Origin of the sequence: Micromonospora sp. NPDC048063 (assembly GCF_043202855.1) — a bacterium.
Classification (GTDB): domain Bacteria; phylum Actinomycetota; class Actinomycetes; order Mycobacteriales; family Micromonosporaceae; genus Micromonospora.
Map to the genome: position 1 here is coordinate 63,775 of NZ_JBIDBG010000017.1, position 16,768 is coordinate 80,542.

The window sequence follows — 16,768 nt, forward strand, 5'->3', positions numbered from 1 at the left end:
CCAAGGATGTCCCGGGTGGAAGTCTCCCCCGACACCGACACCGACACCGACACCGGCGTCCCGCCCGCGGCGGCCCCGCCCGGCGCCGGCCTGACCGGCGCGGAGCCGCCCGCCGCGGAACCGGTCGACGCGACGCCGTTCGGCGTCGACCTGGTTGACCGGAGCCCCGGCCGCCGCGCGGCCCGGCTGGTCACGGAGGTCCTCGCGCCCAGCGTGCTGGTCACCGTCATGCCGCTGGTGGTGGCGGCCCGCGCCACCGGCAGCCTCGGCGGCGTGCTGCGCTGGGGCAGCGCCGCCCTGGTCTTCTGCGCGGTGATCCCGGTCGGCGTGGTGCTGTACGGCGTACGCCGGGGCTGGCTGACCGACCGGCACATCGGCGACCACACGCAGCGGCTGCGCCCCCTGGCCCTCGGGCTGGCCTCCGTCGCGGTCGGCATCGCGCTGCTGGCCGCCCTCGACGCGCCCCGGCTGCTGGTCGCGCTGATGGTCGCCACCCTCGTCAACGGGGCGGTCGTCACGGCGGTCAACCACTGGTGGAAGCTCAGCGTGCACGCCGCCACCGCCGCCGGTTCGGTGGCCGTCCTCGTCCTGCTCCTCGGTCCCGCGCTGCACGCGCTCTGGTCGCTGGTCGTCGCGGTGGCCTGGTCACGGGTGCGCCTGCGCGACCACACGGTGGCCCAGGTGGTCGCCGGGGCGGTCGCCGGCGCCCCGCTCACCGCCGCGACGTTCCTCGCGCTGACCTGACCCGCGCCGACCGGTGCCACGGGCCGGGCGTGGCGGCGCGCCGTGGAGCGTCGCCCGGCCGTCCGCTCGGCGGGGTGCTGGACCCGCCGGCCCCGGACGCCCGCGCGGTGCACCCGCCGCGCGGTGGGCCCGCCCTTCGGCACCCGTGGGCGTGATCCCCGTCGGCGCAGGTGTGCCCGCCGCCGGAGGGCCGGCCGGATCCGGCTACCGTGGCGGCATGGGAAAGCCGACCCGTTGGGTGACCGAGACCGGTCCGGAGCACTCGCAGTGGTACATCGACCGGTTCCGCCGGCTGGCCGCCGAGGGGGCGGACCTGGCCGGCGAGGCCCGGCTGGTGGACGCCCTGGTCGCGCCGGGATCCCGGATCCTCGACGCCGGCTCCGGCACCGGCCGGGTGGGCGCGGCGCTGGCCGCCCGGGGGCACGCGGTCGTCGGCGTGGACGCCGACCCGGCGCTGGTGGAGGCCGCCAGCGCCGACCACCCGGGCCCGCGCTGGCTGGTGGCCGACCTGGCCGAGCTGGACCTGGCGGCGGCCGGGGAGCCGGAGCCGTTCGACGCGGTGGTCGTCGCCGGCAACGTGCTGGCCTTCGTGGCCCCCGGCACCGAGCGGGACGTGCTCCGCCGGATCGCCCTCCACCTGCGACCCGACGGCGTGGTGGCGGTGGGCTTCGGCACCGACCGGGGCTATCCGCTCACCGACTTCGACGCCGACGCCGTCGCCGCCGGGCTGCGGCTGGAGCACCGCTTCGCCACCTGGGACCTGCGCCCCTGGCGCGACGACGCCGACTTCGCCGTCACCGTGCTGCGTCGCCCCGCCGCCTGAGCCCGCCCCACCGCCTGGGCCACGGCGTCGCATGAGCCGCGGCGTCGCATGAGCCGGGGCTTCACCGGCCGGGTCAGGCGGGGGTGGCGACGACCCGCGCGGCGGCGGGGTCGAGCGTGGCGCCGGCGGGCACCAGGCTGACCAGGCCCGCCGGCAGCCGCAGCGGCCGGATGTCGCGGTAGCCGAGCATCCCGCGCACCTCGCCGCCAGCGAGCACGTACCGCCGTCCCAGGTCGGTCACCACGGAGACCGCGCCGCCTGGCGCGCCCGGCGCCGCGACCGATTCGACCACCGCGCCCCGGCCCGGCTCCACCACGACGTGGTCCGCGTGCACCCCGCCGCCGGACGCCGGAGGCGGGGTGCGCGGCGCGGCGGCGAGGTCGGGCAGCCCCACGCCGAGCCTGACCTCGGTCGCGCCCCCGTCGTCACCGACCCGGACGCAGAGCGCGGACCCGTCGGGCGCGGCCAGGCGGGGCGGCGCGGTCGGCGGGGCGGTCGGGCCGGTCGGCGCGAGGTCGGGCAGCTTCGGCAGTGCGGCGAAGCGCCCGAGGGTGATCGGCTCCGGTTCGCCCTGCCCGTTGCGGGCGAGCAGCAGGCCGGCCTGCAACTCGGTGATGCCCGCCAGGCCGTCCCGCAAGGCGACGGCGTACTGCCGGCCCCCACCGGAGTTGCGTACCAGGTAGACGTCGCCGATCCGCGCCCCGGACACCCGCGCCGAGCGTTCCCCCTCGGCGGGCAGGGCCAGCGGGGCCAGGTCGGCGCCCGCCGGCAGGCTGTTGAGCAGCGCCGGCGCCGCCGGGACCGCCCGGGCCCGGGTGGCCGCCAGGGCGGCCAACACCCGGTTGGGGTCGCGCAGCAGGTAGCGACGCTGGTGCCAGACCAGGTGCAGCGCGCCGTCGGGGTGGCGCAGCAGCAGCGCGTCCTCGCCGAGCGCCCGGCCGCCGTCGCCGGCCACGCCGATCAGCAGCGCCGACCGTGGCGTCGACCGGTTGTCCTCGGGGGCCGCCACGGAGCAGACCGTCCACGGCGCGGTCGACAATCGTCCGGGCGCGGGCAGCGAGTCGGGGGCGTCGGCGATACCCAGCGGCAACCCGCGCGGCACCCCGTCTATGGCGCGGCGGGAGACGAGCACGGTCTTCGGCCGGTCCGCGCCGATGATCAGCAGGGCCGACGCGTAGTTGAGCACCGGGTGCAGCTTCTGCTCCCGATAGACGAAGCGGGCCCCGGACTCCTTCTCGACGATCACCGCGCCCGGGTCGCGCCACGTCTTGCCACCACCGGCGAAGAGGCCGTAGAGGGCGAAACCGCCCAGGCCGATGGCCGCGACCAGGACGCTGGCCAGGGCCGCGCCGGCCAGCCGCCGGAACGGCGACTGCGCCGGGTCGGTCTCCCGCATCACCAGGGCGGCGACCGCCCGCTGGACGGTGAACTGGTACGAGTGCAGCTGGTCCTGCCGCGACGGCATGGGATCCCTTCCGGTGGTGCGGTCGGGGCACAGGATAAGCGTTCCGTCGATGTCCCGAGGACCCTGCGTCGCGGCGGCACGGCCCCCGCCTTCGCCGGCGTCACCCCGGGGTAGGCGCTCGGGCTGATCAGGCCAGGCCAGGGAGCACCCCGGGGCCTGGCACCTGTCGTACCCCCCCGGGGACAGCATGGTGTCGTCGGGTACCCCCGGGGGTATAGTGGGTGACGAGGAGGTGCGGGGTGAAGCTTCGACCCGAGATGACGAGCGACGCGCTGACGCGCCTGAAGCGGGCCCGGGGGCAGCTCAACGCGGTCATCGAGATGATGGAGAGCGGCCAGGACTGCCGCGACGTGCTGACCCAGCTCGCCGCGGTGTCGAAGGCGATCGACCGGGCCGGTTTCAAGATCATTGCGTCCGGCATGCGGCACTGCAACGCCGCCCGCGAGCGCGGCGAGGCGCCGGAGATGACCGAGGAGGAGCTGGAGAAGCTCTTCCTCTCGCTGGCCTGAGCACACCGGCACGGAGCACGGCCACCCACGTCGCGTGACAGCGACGTGGGTGGGTAAGCAGTGCGCACACGTCGACAACCGCGGACGTGTGCCCGTCGGATACCCCCCGGGGTATGGGATCCCACAAGGAGCACGACAATGGCAGTTGAGGTGTCCGTCATCGCGACGTCCTCGCTCGGCGACCGCAGTTACCTGGCCTCCGACGGCGGGGTGGCGATCGTCGTCGATCCCCAGCGCGACATCGACCGGGTCATGTACCTCGCGGGCGCCAAGGGCGTACGCATCACCCACGTGGTGGAGACCCACATCCACAACGACTACGTCTCCGGCGGCCTGGAACTGGCCCGGCTGACCGGCGCCGACTACCTGGTCGCCGCGGACGACGAGGTGGGATTCGACCGGACCCCGGTCGCCGACGGCGACACCGTGCCCGTCTCCGGCGCGATGCGGCTCCGGGTGGTGGCCACGCCGGGGCACACCTTCCACCACCTGTCGTACGCGCTCGACGAGGCCGACGACGGCGGCTGGCGGCCGGTCGGGGTGTTCACCGGCGGCTCGCTGCTCTTCGGCACCACCGGCCGCACCGACCTGCTCGGCGCGCAGCACGCCCACGAACTCGCCCACCACCAGCACGCGTCGGCGAAACGGCTGGCCGACCTGCTGCCCGACGGGGCCGAGGTGTGGCCGACCCACGGATTCGGCAGCTTCTGCTCGGCCAGCCAGGCCGACGCGCCGGAGTCGACCATCGGCCGGGAGAAGAGGGCCAACCCCGTGCTGCGGCTGGCCGCCGACGAGTTCGTCACCGAGACCCTGGCCGGGCTCGACGCCTACCCGGCGTACTACGCCCACATGGGCGTGGCGAACCTCGCCGGTCCGGCGCCCGTGGACCTCACCCCGGTCGCCCGGGCCGACGCCGCCGCGCTGCGCGAGCGGATCGCCGACGGCCAGTGGGTCGTCGACCTGCGGCACCGCAAGGCGTACGCCGCCTCACACCTGGCCGGCACCGTCAGCCTCGGGCTCGACGGCCCGATGTCGACCTGGCTCGGCTGGCTCGTCGACTGGGGCGCACCGATCACCCTGCTCGCGGAGACCGCGGCGCAGGTCGCCGACGCCCAGCGCGAACTGGTCCGCATCGGCATCGACCGGCCCGCCGCCCAGGCCACCGGGACGGCCGAGCAGTGGGCCGCCGACCCGGGGCAGCTGCGGGACCTGCGGACCGCCGACTTCCCCGCGCTGGCCGCCGCCCGCGCCGGCGACACCCCGGCGGGGCTGCCCGCCCCGGACGTCGTGCTCGACGTCCGGATGACCAACGAGTGGCGCGCCGGTCATGTCGAGGGCGCCGTGCACATCCCCCTGCCCGACCTGCGGACGCGGCTCGCCGAGGTGCCCCCGGGCGTGGTCTGGGTGCACTGCGGCTCCGGATACCGGGCCACCGCCGCCGCGTCGCTGCTGGCGAACGCGGGCCGCGAGGTCGTGGTGCTCGACGACGCGTTCGCCCGGGCCGAGGCCGCCGGCGTCGCCATGGTCGGCGGCGCCTGACCTGAACCTGGCCGCCGGCCGCCGCGACGGCGGCGGCCGGCCAGCCCCCTGCGCCGGTCGGCCCCCGCGAAGCGGCTTCGGCCGGCCACCCCCCTGCCCGGGTCGGCCGCCGCGAAACCGCCGCGGCCGGCCGGTCCCTGCCCAGAATCCGCGCGACACACCCCGAATGAGGAAGAATGAGCACTTCGGAGAACGCCCGCCCCGCCGTCCTCGACGCCGTCGCCCTGCGCGAGCTGATCGACTCCGGCCGCGCGCCCCGCCTGCTGGACGTGCGCACCCCGGCGGAGTTCGAGACCGCACACATCCCCGGCGCCTACAACGTCCCGCTCGACCTGCTCAAGGAACACCGCGAGGAACTGCGCCACCACCTCGACGAGGACGTGGTGCTGATCTGCCGCTCCGGCGCCCGCGCCACCCAGGCCGAGCAGGCCCTCTCCGGGGTCGGGCTGCCCCGCCTCATGGTCCTGCGCGGCGGCATGACGGCCTGGCAGGCCGCCCACGCGCCGATCAGCCAGGGCGCCCCGCGCTGGGACCTGGAGCGACAGGTGCGGCTCGTCGCCGGGTCGATCGTCCTCGTCAGCATCCTGGGCTCGGTGTTCGTGCCCGGCCTGAAGTGGGTAGCCGGCTTCATCGGCGCCGGGCTCACCGTCGCCGCCGTCACCAACACCTGCGCCATGGGCATGCTGCTCGGCAAGCTGCCCTACAACCGGGGCGCCAGCTGCGACCTCGACACCGTCGTCGGCCAGCTGCGGGCGGGGTCGACAACCGGGCGGCGGTCGTGACCGGCGGCCTCGCGCTGACCGTCGGGCTGGCCGTCCTCATCGGGATCACCCTCGGCCTGCTCGGCGGGGGCGGCTCCATCCTCGCCGTACCGCTGCTGGTCTACGTCGCCGACCTGCCACCGAAGGAGGCGATCGCCACCTCGCTGCTGGTCGTCGGGGTGACCAGCGCCGTGGGCGTGCTGCCCCACGCCCGCGCGGGTCGCATCCGGTGGCGGACCGGCCTGGTCTTCGGTGCCGCGGGCATGGCCGGCGCGTACGCCGGCGGCCGCCTCGCCGCGTTCGTCCCGGCCGCGGTCCTGCTCGCCGGCTTCGCCGTGATGATGCTCGCCACCGCGACGGCCATGATCCGCGGCCGGCGCGACCGCGGCGGCGGCCGGCCCGTGCCGCACGAACTGCCGGTGCTGCGGGTGGTGCTCGACGGCGCCGTGGTCGGCCTGGTCACCGGCCTGGTCGGCGCCGGCGGCGGCTTCCTGGTCGTCCCCGCCCTCGCCCTGCTCGGCGGCCTGCCGATGCCGGTCGCGGTCGGCACCTCGCTCGTGGTCATCGCGATGAAGTCCCTCGCCGGCCTGGCCGGCTACCTGTCCACCGTCGGCGTCGACTGGGGCCTGGCCGCCGCGGTCACCGCCGCCGCCGTGGCCGGCAGCCTCGCCGGCGGCCGGCTCGCCGGGCACGTCCCCGAGGACGTGCTGCGCAGGGCGTTCGGGTGGTTCGTGGCGGCGATGGGCATCTTCGTCCTCGGCCAGCAGCTCCCCGGGCAGGTGCGGACCAGCCCGCTGCTCTGGATCGTGGCGGGAGCGGTGGCCGCCGCCGCGGTCGGCGCGCTGCTGCGCGACCGCCGGCACCGCGCCCGACCCGACCGGACGACGAGTGCCGGTGCGCCGCGCCGGCGCCGGCGACGCGACCGGCACGACCGGCCCGACCGGCCCGGCCGGCGCGGCCGGCGCGGCCGGCGCGGCCGGGCAGACCGACCCGGCCGGGCGACGGTGCGGCCGTGACGCCAGCTCCACCGGCGGGCGGAGTCGCGGGGCGACCCGGCGGGCCGGCGCCGCTCAGGGACGCAGGATCAGCCGGATGGGATTGCCCTCCTTGGTGCGCACCCGCCGCACCGCCTCCTCCGCCTCGCCCAGCGGCAGCACGTCACTGATCGACGCGCTCAGGTCGAGCCGCTTCTGCCGGGCCAGGGACACCAGTTGCTCGACGTGCTCGGACTCCGAGCCGTAGTGGCCGAGCAGCGCCTGCTGGAAGTAGTTGAACGGGCTGTCCGACGCGATCGTGACCGGCTTGTTGGCGATCCCGGCGAGCACCAGCCGGCCCCGGCGGGCGAGCACGGTCAGCGCCTGCTCCCGGACCGGAGTCACCCCGGCGAAGTCGAACGCGACGTCGAGCCCCCGCCCGCCGGTCAACTCGAGCACGGCGTCGCGGAACCCGGGGTCGGCCGGGTCGAGCGCCGCGTCGGCGCCCAGCACCGTCGCCCGGTCCCGCGCCGCCGCCAGCGGCTCCACCGCGATCACCGGGGCCGCGCCCACCAGGCGCAGCAGTTGGACGGCGTGCGCGCCCAGGCCGCCCACGCCCCACACCGCGACCGCCTCCCCGGGCCGGGTACGCCCGGTGTCCGTCACCGCCGCCCAGGGGGTGGAGACCGCGTCCGGGATGATGCAGGCCTGCTCGAACGGCAGGTCGTCCGGGATCGGCACCACCGTGTCCTCCCGGGCCACGGCGTACTCGGCCCAGCCGCCGTCGTAGTCCACGCCCCGGGTGAACACCGTGCCGCGCCGGTCCCGCTCCCCCGCCTGGAGCAGCACCCGCTGGCCCGGCTCCCACCCCTCGACGTCGTCGCCGAACGCGTCGACCACCCCGGCTACCTCGTGGCCCAGCGTCACCACGTCGCCGGGCAGGTAGAGCGGCGTGAGGGTGCCGTCGATCAGGTGCACGTCCGACAGGCAGACACCCGCCGCCTCGACCCTGATCCGCACCTGCCCGCGCTCCGGCTCCGGCACCCGCACCGACTCCATCCGCAGCACCCGGTCCGCCACGTGCAGCCGTCCGGCCAGCATCTCCGCCACAGTGCGCGCTCCCTGTCCGGCCCCCGGTCGGCGGCCCTCGACGAGCGCGCATACCCGGCCGGACGGAAGGAATGCGCGCCGGTGGCCGGTCCTCGGGGCGCCGCCCGGTAGCATCCGGGCCCGTGGGCGTGCGATTCGAGGAACTGGCCTGGCGGGACACCCCGATCGGCCTCATCAGCCTGCGTCGGCGCCGCGACCCGTCGCTCGACGTCGAGGTGTACGAGGTCAAGCTCGACGACGAGTTCCTGATGTCCAGCCTCTTCCCCGTCGCGGAGATCGAGCTGGCCCGGCTGGGGCTGGCCCCGCTGGCCGGGCACGACCTCGACGTGGTCGTCGGCGGCCTCGGCCTCGGCTACACCGCCCGCACGGCGCTCACCGACGAGCGGGTCGGCTCGCTGCTGGTGGTGGAGGCGATCGAGGACGTCATCGACTGGCACCGCCGCGAGTTGCTGCCGTTCGCCGCCGGGCTGGCCGCCGACCCGCGGACCCGTTTCGTGCGGGCCGACTTCTTCGCCGCCGTCGCCGACGGCACCGGTTTCGACCCGCAGGCGCCGGGACGGCGGTTCCACGCCGTGCTCCTCGACGTCGACCACTCGCCGCGCAACGTGCTGCACCCCACCCACGCCGCCTTCTACACCCCGGACGGCCTGCGCCGGCTCGCCGCCCACCTGCACCCGGACGGGGTGTTCGCCCTCTGGTCGGACGACCCGCCCGACGCCGCGTTCGAGGAGGCACTCGCGGCGGTGTTCCGTACCGCGCGGGCACACGTCGTCCCGTTCGCCAACCCGCTGACCGGCGGGGAGTCGACCAACACCGTGTACGTCGCCCAGCTCTGACAGGCCACCTGACCAGGCGTTTCGGCGGTCCGCGCCGCATGGTGCGGGCCGGACCGGGAAGGCGGGCGGGGGCCGCACGACGCGGCCGGAGTCACGGAAGGTGGACATGCGGGCCATGCTCTGGGTCGTCGCCGTCATCGCCGGCGCGCTCGTCCTGCTCGGGCTGCTCCTCGAGGCGGTGCGCTGGCTGGTGGTCATCGGCGCGGTGGCGCTGCTCGCGGTCGTCGTGCTGGCGGCGGTCAAGGGGCGGCAGGCGATGCACCACTCCGCCGGGCGCCGGTGACGTCGAGCGCGGCGGCCAGCTCCTCGTCGTAGGTCGCGATCGGTCGCCCGTCGGCGGCGTAGGCGACGAGCCGGCCGTGGGCCATGGTCGCCGACCGGAACGAGAACGTCCGGGGCCCCGGATGGGCCGCCAGCAGCGGGATGACCCGGGGCGCACCACCGGGGGCGGAGTGGTATTCCAGCCGGGCCACCGCCGGCGACACCACCCCGTTGACCCGGACCTTGGTCTTTTCGCGCCGGGTGCCGAAGGTCACCGGGGCGTCGGTGCCGTACGCGGCGCACTGCACCGGGCCCCGGCAGACGAAGAAGTAGCGCGGATTGTCCACGTCGGACAGCGTGTACGCCTTGAACGTCGGGTCGGCACCGGCCGGCAGCGGCTGCACGGCGAAGAACGCCACGGCCAGCGCGGCGGTGGTGCTCACCCGCAGCCAGCCGCGGGCCGCCCGGGGCCGCCGGCCCGCGCCCGCCACGGCCAGTGCCGCCCCGCCGAACCCGGCCAGGCAGAGCACCCCGACGCCGAGCGCCCGGGCGTTCTCGAAGAGGAACTGGATCCCGGGGGTCGTCGAGACCGGGGCCAGCACCACCCCCAGCGAGACCACCATCGCCACCAGCAGCGCGCCGCCGGCCACCCGCCGGGCGATCCCCTCGGCGCCGATCAGCAGCATCGCCGCCAGCACCGGCCAGATCTGGTGGTGGGTCCAGGACACCGGGGACGCGGCGACGGTGGCGCACCCGACGAGCACGGCGGCGTGCCCGGGCCGCCCGTGCGCGGCGAGGTGCCGCGCCCGCAGCAGGGCCACCCCGCAGAGAACGGCCACCAGGGCCGCCCAGAGCAGCGGCAGGGACGCCTCGTCGAGCCCGATCCGCAGCAGCATGCCGTGCACCGACTGGTTGCCGAGCGAGGCGAGGTTGCCGATCCGCGCCGTGTCGCGCATCGCCTCGGTCCAGTACGTCCAGCTCGCCGCCGGCAGGACCGCCGCCCCCAACGCTGCGCAGCCCAGGAAGGTGACCACGGCCCGCCCGGCGTCCCGGTAGCGTCCGGTGGCGAGGAAGTAGACGACGAACAGCAGCGGGGTCAGTTTGATCGCGGCGGCCACCCCGACGAGCACGCCCCGGAGTCGGGCCGGGACGACGCCCATGCCGTCCAGCAGCGCGAGCAGCACGATGAAGATGCTGACCTGGCCGAAGCGGAGGTTGCTCTGCACCGGCGCGGAGAGCATCAGGGCGCAGGCGACGGCCGGCACGACGAGGGCCCGCCGGGGCCCGGGGCGGGCGAGCAGGCGGCCCACCGGGATCGCGATGGCGACCACCGCGAGGCAGGTCAGCGCCAGCCAGATGCCCTGCGCGACCCCCTCGGGGACGGCGGCGACCGGCCAGAGCACCAGCGCCGCGAACGGCGGGTAGGTGAACGGCCCGCCGTTCTCGGCGACGAAGTCGTACAGCGGTCGGCCGGCGTGCAGGTGCAGCAGCGCGCCCCGGTAGATGTGCAGGTCGGAGAGGCGGTCCGGGCGGAGCGTCACGAGCGCGGACGACCCCGCGGCGACGATGACGAAAACCGACCAGAGCACCGCCACCCGCCGATCCCGCATCGTCGGAGTCTACGGCCGGCGCCCGTCCGGCGGGGACCCCGACCAATACCTACGTGACCGTAGGTTACCGTGAAGTAGGCCCGGCGGCGCGTGAGGTGCGGAGGAGAGACATGGAGCTGAGTGCGGAGCGGCCCTGGCTGCGCAGCTACGCCCCGGGCGTGCCGGCGACCATCCCGCCGTGCGACGAGTCGCTGGTCGACCTGCTCCGCGACGCCACCCACCGGTTCGGTCCCCGGGTCGCCCTCGACTTCTTCGGCGCCACCACCACGTACGCCGACCTGTTCGACCAGGTCGGCCGCGCGGCGGAGGCGCTGCGGCGGCTCGGCGTCGACCGGGGCGACCGGGTGGCGCTGGTGCTGCCGAACTGTCCGCAGCACGTGGTGGCCTTCTACGCCGTGCTGCGCCTCGGCGCGGTGGTGGTGGAGCACAACCCGCTCTACACCGAACAGGAGCTCACACACCAGCTCGCCGACCACGGCGCCCGCGTCGCGGTCGTCTGGGACAAGGTGGCGCCCCTCGTCCGCCGTACCGCCGGCGCCACGGCGGTCGAGACCGTGGTCGCGGTGGACCTGACCCGGGCGCTGCCCCGGCGCAAGCGCTGGGCACTGCGGCTCCCGCTGCCCCGGGCGCGCGCCGCCCGCGCGGCGATGACCGCGCCCGCGCCGGGGACGCTGCCCTGGGAGCGCCTGGTCGCCGCCGGCCCGCCGCTCGCCGCCGGGCACCCCGCCCCCGGCCCGGACGACACGGCGCTGCTGCAGTACACCGGCGGCACCACCGGCACGCCGAAGGGCGCCGTCCTGACCCACCGCAACCTGCGGGCCAACGCGGCGCAGGGCCGCGCCTGGGTGCCGGGCCTGCGCGACGGCGCGGAGACGGTCTACGCGGTACTGCCGCTGTTCCACGCGTACGGGCTGACGCTGTGCCTCACCTTCGCGGTGGGCATCGGCGCCACGCTGGTGCTGTTTCCCCGCTTCGACCTCGACCAGACCCTGGAGGCGGCACGCCGTCGCCCGCCGACGTTCCTGCCCGCCGTCCCGCCGATCTACGAGAAGCTCGCCACCGCGGCCCGGGAACGCGGCGTCGACCTCACCTCGGCCCGGTACGCCATCTCCGGCGCCATGGCACTGCCCCCGGCGACGGTCGAGGTGTGGGAGTCGGTCACCGGCGGGCTGCTCGTCGAGGGCTACGGCCTGACCGAGACCTCCCCCGTGGCGCTGGGCAACCCGGTCTCCCCCGCCCGGCGTCCCGGCACCGTCGGGGTGCCGTTCCCGTCCACCGAGATCCGCGTCGTGGACCCGGAGGACCCCGCGCACGACCGCGAGCCGGGCCAGGCGGGCGAGCTGCTGGTCCGGGGACCGCAGGTGTTCGCCGGCTACTGGCGCCGCCCGGAGGAGACGGCGGCGGTGCTGCTGCCCGGCGGCTGGCTGCGGACCGGGGACATCGTGGTGACGGACGCCGACGGCTTCGTCACGGTGGTCGACCGGATCAAGGAGCTGATCATCACCGGCGGGTTCAACGTCTACCCGTCCGAGGTGGAGGACGCGCTGCGCCGCGTCCCCGGCGTGCGCGACGCCGCGGCGGTCGGCCTGCCCGGCGCCCACGGCGGCGAGGAGGTGGTGGCGGCGGTCGTGCCGCACGAGGAGGCCGACCTGGACGAGGCCGCCGTCCGGGCCGCGTGCCGGCAGCACCTCACCGCGTACAAGGTGCCCCGCCGGGTCGTCATGGTCGAGGACCTGCCCCGCTCGCAGATCGGCAAGATCCTGCGCCGCGAGGTGCGCGACCGGCTGCTCGCCGACGGCTGAGGCGGCGGGGCCGGTCGGTCCGCCGACGGGCGGGCCGACCGGGCCCGCACCGTCACGCGCAGGCCGGTGCGGCGGCGGACGGTGGCGCGGGGCGGTCAGAACCAGTCGTCGCGCATCTCCAGCGTGGTCCGGTCGAGGCTCTCCAGCAGGTCGAACTGAGGCCCGGTGCGGGGCAGCTCGTAGCGGAAGAAGTACCGGGCGGCCTGCCGCTTACCGGCGTGCAGGTCGGCGTCCGGCCCGTCGCCCGGGCCGCCGGCCGCCTCGACGACGAGCAGCTGCTCCAGCCACATCCAGGCGATCACCACGTGGCCGACCGCCTCCAGGTAGACGCTCGCGTTGGCCAGCGCCGCCGCCGGGTCGCCGGTGCTCCACAGCCGCCGGGTGACCAGGGTGATCCGGTCCAGGGCCGCGCCGAGCGGGCCGGCCAGCTCGGCGGCCTCGCCCTCGGCCTTCCACGCCCGGGTGACCGTGGCGCGGACCGTCTCGACCAGCAGTGCGAGCCCGTCCCCGCCGCGCATGGTCACCTTGCGGCCCAGCAGGTCCAGCGCCTGGATGCCGTGGGTGCCCTCGTGGATCGGGTTGAGCCGGTTGTCGCGCCAGTGCTGCTCGACGTCGTAGTCGCGGGTGTAGCCGTAGCCCCCGTGCACCTGGATGGCCAGGTCGTTGGCGGCCAGGCACCACTGCGACGGCCAGCTCTTCGCGATCGGGGTGAGCACGTCCAGCAGCAGGCGCGCGCGTTCCCGGTCCGCCGCCTCCGGCGCGGTCTTCTCCTCGTCGAGCAGCCGTCCGCAGTAGAGGACGAGCGCCAGCGCGCCCTCCACGTAGCTCTTCTGCGCCAGCAGCATCCGCCGCACGTCGGGGTGGGCGACGATCGGCACCTGCGGCGCGGTGGGGTCCTTGTCGGCGGCCGGGCGGCCCTGCGGCCGCTGGCGGGCGTACGTGAGCGACTTCAGGTAGCCGGTGTAGCCGAGGGCGGTGGCGCCCGCGCCCACCCCGATCCGGGCCTCGTTCATCAGGTGGAACATCTGCGGCAGGCCCTGGTGCGGCTCGCCGACCAGGTAGCCGACCGCGCCGGGGCGCCCGCCCGGCCGGTGCACGCCCTCGCCGAAGTTCAGCACCGTGTTGGTGGTGCCCCGGTAGCCCATCTTGTGGTTGAGGCCGACCAGCACCACGTCGTTGCGCGCGTCGGGGGCGCCGTCGGCGTCGAGCAGCACCTTCGGGACGATGAACAGCGAGATGCCCTTCACTCCGGACGGGCCGCCGGGGATCCGGGCGAGCACCAGGTGGACGATGTTCTCCGACAGTTCGTGGTCGCCGCCGGAGATCCACATCTTGGTGCCGTGCAGCCGGTACGTCCCGTCGTCCTGCGGCTCCGCCCGGGTGGTGATGTCGGCCAGCGAGCTGCCGGCCTGCGGCTCGGACAGGCACATGGTGCCGAAGAAGCGGCCCTGCACCATCGGCCGGACCCAGGTGTCGATCTGCTCCGCGCTGCCGTGCGCCAGCAGCAGGTTGGCGTTGCCGAGGGTCAGGAACGGGTAGGCCGAGGTGCCGATGTTGGCGGCCTGGAACCAGGCGAAGCAGGCGGCCTGCACGACGTGCGGCAACTGCATCCCGCCGATCGAGGCGTCCATGCCGGCGGCCAGCAGGCCGGTCTCGGCGAAGACGTCGAGGGCCTGCTTGACCTGCGGGATGATGTGCACCCGCCGACCGTCGAAGGTGGGCTCGGTGAGGTCGGCGGCCCGGTTGTGCGGGGCGAACCGCTCGGTGGCCACCCGCTCGGCGAGGTCCAGCACGGCGTCGAAGGTCTCCCGGGAGTGCTCCGCGTAGCGGGGCCGCTCGGTCAGCCGGGTCACCTCCAGCCAGTCGTGCAGCAGGAACCGCAGGTCGCGACGGGAGAGCAGAGTGGACGACACAGGTCTCCTTCCGGCGGCGGTCGCGCCGCCGGCCGCGGCTCGGCCCGGCGGTGCCCTCGCCCAGGTCATCCTGACCGATCCGGCCGGCCGGCGCACCACCCGGCGCCGTGCGCGTCGTACCAGCCCGGCACCTCTCGCGGATCCGGGCGGGCGCCGCCAGATGAGGGCGGGCATTGAGTTGTGTTCATCCTGAACGTGCAGGTCACGGGGGTGGCGTGGACGGGTGACGTCGTGCTCGTGCTGGTCGTCGGGGTCTGTCTGGCGTGAAGATCGTCGGTCAGCGGGCGATCTCGTGCTGGGTGAGGATTTTTCGCGGACGGGCGCTTCTTGCCCTTCGGCTTCTTGTAGCCGGTGATGACCGCCGGGTCGCCCGCTTCGTCGTCCAGGCCGACGAAGCCGATGTCGGCGATCGCCGCGAGACCCGCCTCGCGCAGCCGGCCGACCAGGTCGTCGTGACGGCACGCGGTGATCTCCGAGCCGCGGGCGGGCCGGGCAGTGAGAGGTCCACAACAGCCGCCCCTTGACATCGGTCAGGGCGATGCAGGTAGAAGGCCCTGGCATGGCGCTCGCCCGGGATGCTCATGCCAGGGCCTTCTACCTGCGCAAAACGGCGGTTAAGGATCGTGAGGCCTCTCGGCGGCAGCAGCCACGGAGCGTCACGGAGTCCACGTAAGTTTCCGAAGCTCGAACACCGGTTACCGAAAAGTCATATTCGGCGCGGTACGGCTCCGTCCTGCCAGCGGTAGAGGTCGCGCAGCAGGGAAATCTCGGCGCCGTGATGGATCAGCTCCCTGTTGACGTGCAGGACGATGCCCTCCATGGGAAACCGCTCGGGACCCACCGTGGGCGGATTCTCCAGTTCAGCGTCCGAGAGTTCGCGGACCCCCGCGTTCCATCTCCCATACATCTCATCGAGCTGTTTTAGCGCCTCGTCAGCGGTCCCCGCGTAGGCGAATGTCTGGAAGTCGACGTCCTGGCCGCCGAAGTGCCATCCGACCCGATAGCCCAGGCACGAGACGATGACGTGTGCCAGCCGCCAGGCAATCGTGGTCACCGGCGCCGGCACCGGGTCAGGAGACGCGGAGTCCACCGTCCACTCCCCCGAACCTGCCGACATCGGTGCGGCCGACGTGCCACGTGGGCGGATGCTCCAGCAACCGCGCACCGGCTCCCAGAGGTACTCCTCATCGGTAAGACCGTCCAGCCGCGGCCGCAGGTTCTTGCGCCAGTGCCGGTCCAACTGCTCCGCGAGCCGCTCGCTTCTTGCCATTTCCGCACACTACAGACAACGGAGACCTGGCTGCGACCCTCGCGGACGCCGTCGCCGGCCGTGGGCCGCGAGCGCGTACCGCACCGGGAGATGACGCTGGGGGCTGATGCGCCCTTCGGGCCGTGCCGCCGCGAGCGGCTGTTTGACATTAACAACCCGGCTGGCTGGGTTGGGTTCAATGACCCAAATGTAACAGCCGCGACCGATGACATGACGGATGATCAAGACCGCAGACTCCCGCCCGTGATCAGCGTGGGTACCCCGAGCGAGCGCCACGCCAGAGCCTCCTGCCTGCATGTTCGAAGAGGCGAAGACTCATTGACGGCGGCACCGCGGCTGGACACTAGGGTGGGCGGATCAGACCGCGAGCCACCGGAGGACGCCTCGTTGCCCGACGCGCCAGACACCGAGCCCTACCTCCCCAGCTATGACCCGAAGATCGTGCCCCGGCACCTGACCTGGGCGGAGGTGGCCCCGTCCCGGCAGCAGTTCGATCCGGTCTCCGCCCCCGCCGTCGTCCGGTCGCTGCCGCCGGCCGCCGCTGTCCCCACCCGGCCACCCGGCCGGTCGGGCCGACCCGAGGTGCACGAATGGGGGCAGCGGCAGGGCATGCGGTGGGCCGACGAGATGAGCTTCGCGATCGTCGGCCACTACGGGCACTGGGCGTCGGGCTGGCGGTGGGGTGTCGGCGAGGCGGACTTCGGCGGCGGCCCCGTCCACGCCTGGTGCTGCCCCGCCGACAGCATGGGTGACCCCGAGCAGACGCTCGGCGTGGTCACCGAGGCGCTGGTCGAGTGGCGGGGGTGGCTGGAGGAGCTGGCCGAGCGCTTCGACCGGTTCCTGCCGCTGATCGCCGCCGACCGCGCCGACCCGTCCGCCTGGGAACGGGCGGTGGCGCACCTGGTCACCGTCGTGGTCGACCGGACCTGTGCCGACGGCCCCTGGGAGTGGCACTGCCGGCAGGTGCTCGGCTGGTTCCTCGGCTTGGCGGGCGTACCGTCCGAGCGGCACAAGCCGCTGCTCGACCGGTCGATCGACGGTCGCTTCGACGACTTCCGCACCCCGTCGAACCTGCTGATCCAGGACGTCGCCGAACGATTCGGCCGCGCGGTGACCGGCCGGTGAGCGAGCCCACCGCCGCGCACCGTCAT

The 16,768-nt window shown here is 74.9% G+C and carries 15 protein-coding genes and 1 pseudogene; 11 read left to right on the forward strand and 5 right to left on the reverse strand.

Annotation, left to right across the window (positions count from 1 at the left end):
* Positions 1–15 precede the first annotated feature (15 nt).
* Positions 16–744, forward strand: a complete 729-nt coding sequence (locus tag ACGFZ2_RS28430; protein ID WP_393458765.1) for a phosphoesterase PA-phosphatase — start codon at positions 16–18, stop codon at positions 742–744.
* 217 nt (positions 745–961) lie between these two features.
* On the forward strand, positions 962–1,567 hold the full coding sequence (locus tag ACGFZ2_RS28435) for a class I SAM-dependent methyltransferase (protein ID WP_393458768.1): 606 nt from the start codon (positions 962–964) through the stop codon (positions 1,565–1,567).
* Positions 1,568–1,640: 73 nt separating this feature from the next.
* Here ACGFZ2_RS28435 and eccB read toward each other — a convergent pair whose 3' ends face one another.
* Positions 1,641–3,032, reverse strand: a complete 1,392-nt coding sequence (gene eccB / locus ACGFZ2_RS28440; RefSeq protein ID WP_393458771.1) for a type VII secretion protein EccB — start codon at positions 3,030–3,032, stop codon at positions 1,641–1,643.
* Positions 3,033–3,271: 239 nt separating this feature from the next.
* On the opposite strand from eccB, the gene ACGFZ2_RS28445 reads away from it, so the two are divergent.
* The 4 genes and pseudogenes from ACGFZ2_RS28445 to ACGFZ2_RS28460 form a co-directional block, all read left to right on the forward strand.
* Positions 3,272–3,541 carry a metal-sensitive transcriptional regulator gene (locus tag ACGFZ2_RS28445; protein ID WP_393267865.1) on the forward strand — a complete coding sequence of 90 codons (270 nt, stop codon included), beginning with the start codon at positions 3,272–3,274 and terminating at the stop codon, positions 3,539–3,541.
* A gap of 138 nt (positions 3,542–3,679) precedes the next feature.
* The gene (locus ACGFZ2_RS28450; protein ID WP_393458774.1) at positions 3,680–5,080 is read left to right on the forward strand and encodes a rhodanese-like domain-containing protein; all 1,401 of its coding nucleotides are present in this window, start codon (positions 3,680–3,682) and stop codon (positions 5,078–5,080) included.
* Between the two features lie 176 nt (positions 5,081–5,256).
* Entirely contained in the window at positions 5,257–5,862 is a 606-nt protein-coding gene (locus tag ACGFZ2_RS28455) for a rhodanese-like domain-containing protein (protein ID WP_393458777.1), read from the forward strand.
* Positions 5,859–6,707: pseudogene (locus ACGFZ2_RS28460) on the forward strand (sulfite exporter TauE/SafE family protein); the annotation flags it as partial. The gene ACGFZ2_RS28455 and the pseudogene ACGFZ2_RS28460, both read left to right, overlap by 4 nt.
* Positions 6,708–6,911: 204 nt before the next feature.
* On the opposite strand, the gene ACGFZ2_RS28465 reads toward ACGFZ2_RS28460, so the two are convergent.
* On the reverse strand, positions 6,912–7,916 hold the full coding sequence (locus ACGFZ2_RS28465; RefSeq protein WP_393458877.1) for a zinc-binding dehydrogenase: 1,005 nt from the start codon (positions 7,914–7,916) through the stop codon (positions 6,912–6,914).
* A 131-nt stretch (positions 7,917–8,047) separates the two neighbouring features.
* On the opposite strand from ACGFZ2_RS28465, the gene ACGFZ2_RS28470 reads away from it, so the two are divergent.
* Both ACGFZ2_RS28470 and ACGFZ2_RS28475 read left to right on the forward strand, forming a co-directional pair.
* Complete coding sequence (locus tag ACGFZ2_RS28470; RefSeq protein ID WP_393458780.1) at positions 8,048–8,761, forward strand: spermidine synthase; 714 nt, start codon at positions 8,048–8,050, stop codon at positions 8,759–8,761.
* A gap of 106 nt (positions 8,762–8,867) precedes the next feature.
* Positions 8,868–9,044: a hypothetical protein gene (locus tag ACGFZ2_RS28475; RefSeq protein ID WP_357463340.1), complete on the forward strand. Its 177-nt coding sequence runs from the start codon at positions 8,868–8,870 to the stop codon at positions 9,042–9,044.
* Here ACGFZ2_RS28475 and ACGFZ2_RS28480 read toward each other — a convergent pair.
* Complete coding sequence (locus tag ACGFZ2_RS28480) at positions 9,001–10,632, reverse strand: glycosyltransferase 87 family protein (protein ID WP_393458783.1); 1,632 nt, start codon at positions 10,630–10,632, stop codon at positions 9,001–9,003. The two genes, ACGFZ2_RS28475 and ACGFZ2_RS28480, sit on opposite strands and share 44 nt — an antisense overlap.
* Positions 10,633–10,742: 110 nt before the next feature.
* Here ACGFZ2_RS28480 and ACGFZ2_RS28485 point away from each other — a divergent pair, with 110 nt between their 5' ends.
* On the forward strand, positions 10,743–12,434 hold the full coding sequence (locus ACGFZ2_RS28485; protein WP_393458786.1) for a long-chain-fatty-acid--CoA ligase: 1,692 nt from the start codon (positions 10,743–10,745) through the stop codon (positions 12,432–12,434).
* A 95-nt stretch (positions 12,435–12,529) separates the two neighbouring features.
* Here the strand turns inward: ACGFZ2_RS28485 and ACGFZ2_RS28490 are convergent, their stop codons facing one another.
* Positions 12,530–14,347, reverse strand: a complete 1,818-nt coding sequence (locus tag ACGFZ2_RS28490; protein WP_393458789.1) for an acyl-CoA dehydrogenase — start codon at positions 14,345–14,347, stop codon at positions 12,530–12,532.
* Positions 14,348–14,610: 263 nt separating this feature from the next.
* Between ACGFZ2_RS28490 and ACGFZ2_RS28495 the strand changes: the two genes are divergently transcribed.
* The gene (locus ACGFZ2_RS28495) at positions 14,611–14,871 is read left to right on the forward strand and encodes a hypothetical protein (RefSeq protein WP_393458792.1); all 261 of its coding nucleotides are present in this window, start codon (positions 14,611–14,613) and stop codon (positions 14,869–14,871) included.
* Between the two features lie 182 nt (positions 14,872–15,053).
* Here the strand turns inward: ACGFZ2_RS28495 and ACGFZ2_RS28500 are convergent, their stop codons facing one another.
* Positions 15,054–15,617, reverse strand: coding sequence for a DinB family protein (locus ACGFZ2_RS28500; protein ID WP_393267847.1), 564 nt, complete (start codon positions 15,615–15,617; stop codon positions 15,054–15,056).
* Between the two features lie 387 nt (positions 15,618–16,004).
* Here ACGFZ2_RS28500 and ACGFZ2_RS28505 point away from each other — a divergent pair, with 387 nt between their 5' ends.
* A complete protein-coding gene (locus ACGFZ2_RS28505; protein WP_393458794.1) occupies positions 16,005–16,742 on the forward strand; it encodes a hypothetical protein in 738 nt (245 codons plus the stop codon).
* The last annotated feature ends 26 nt before the right edge of the window (positions 16,743–16,768 follow it).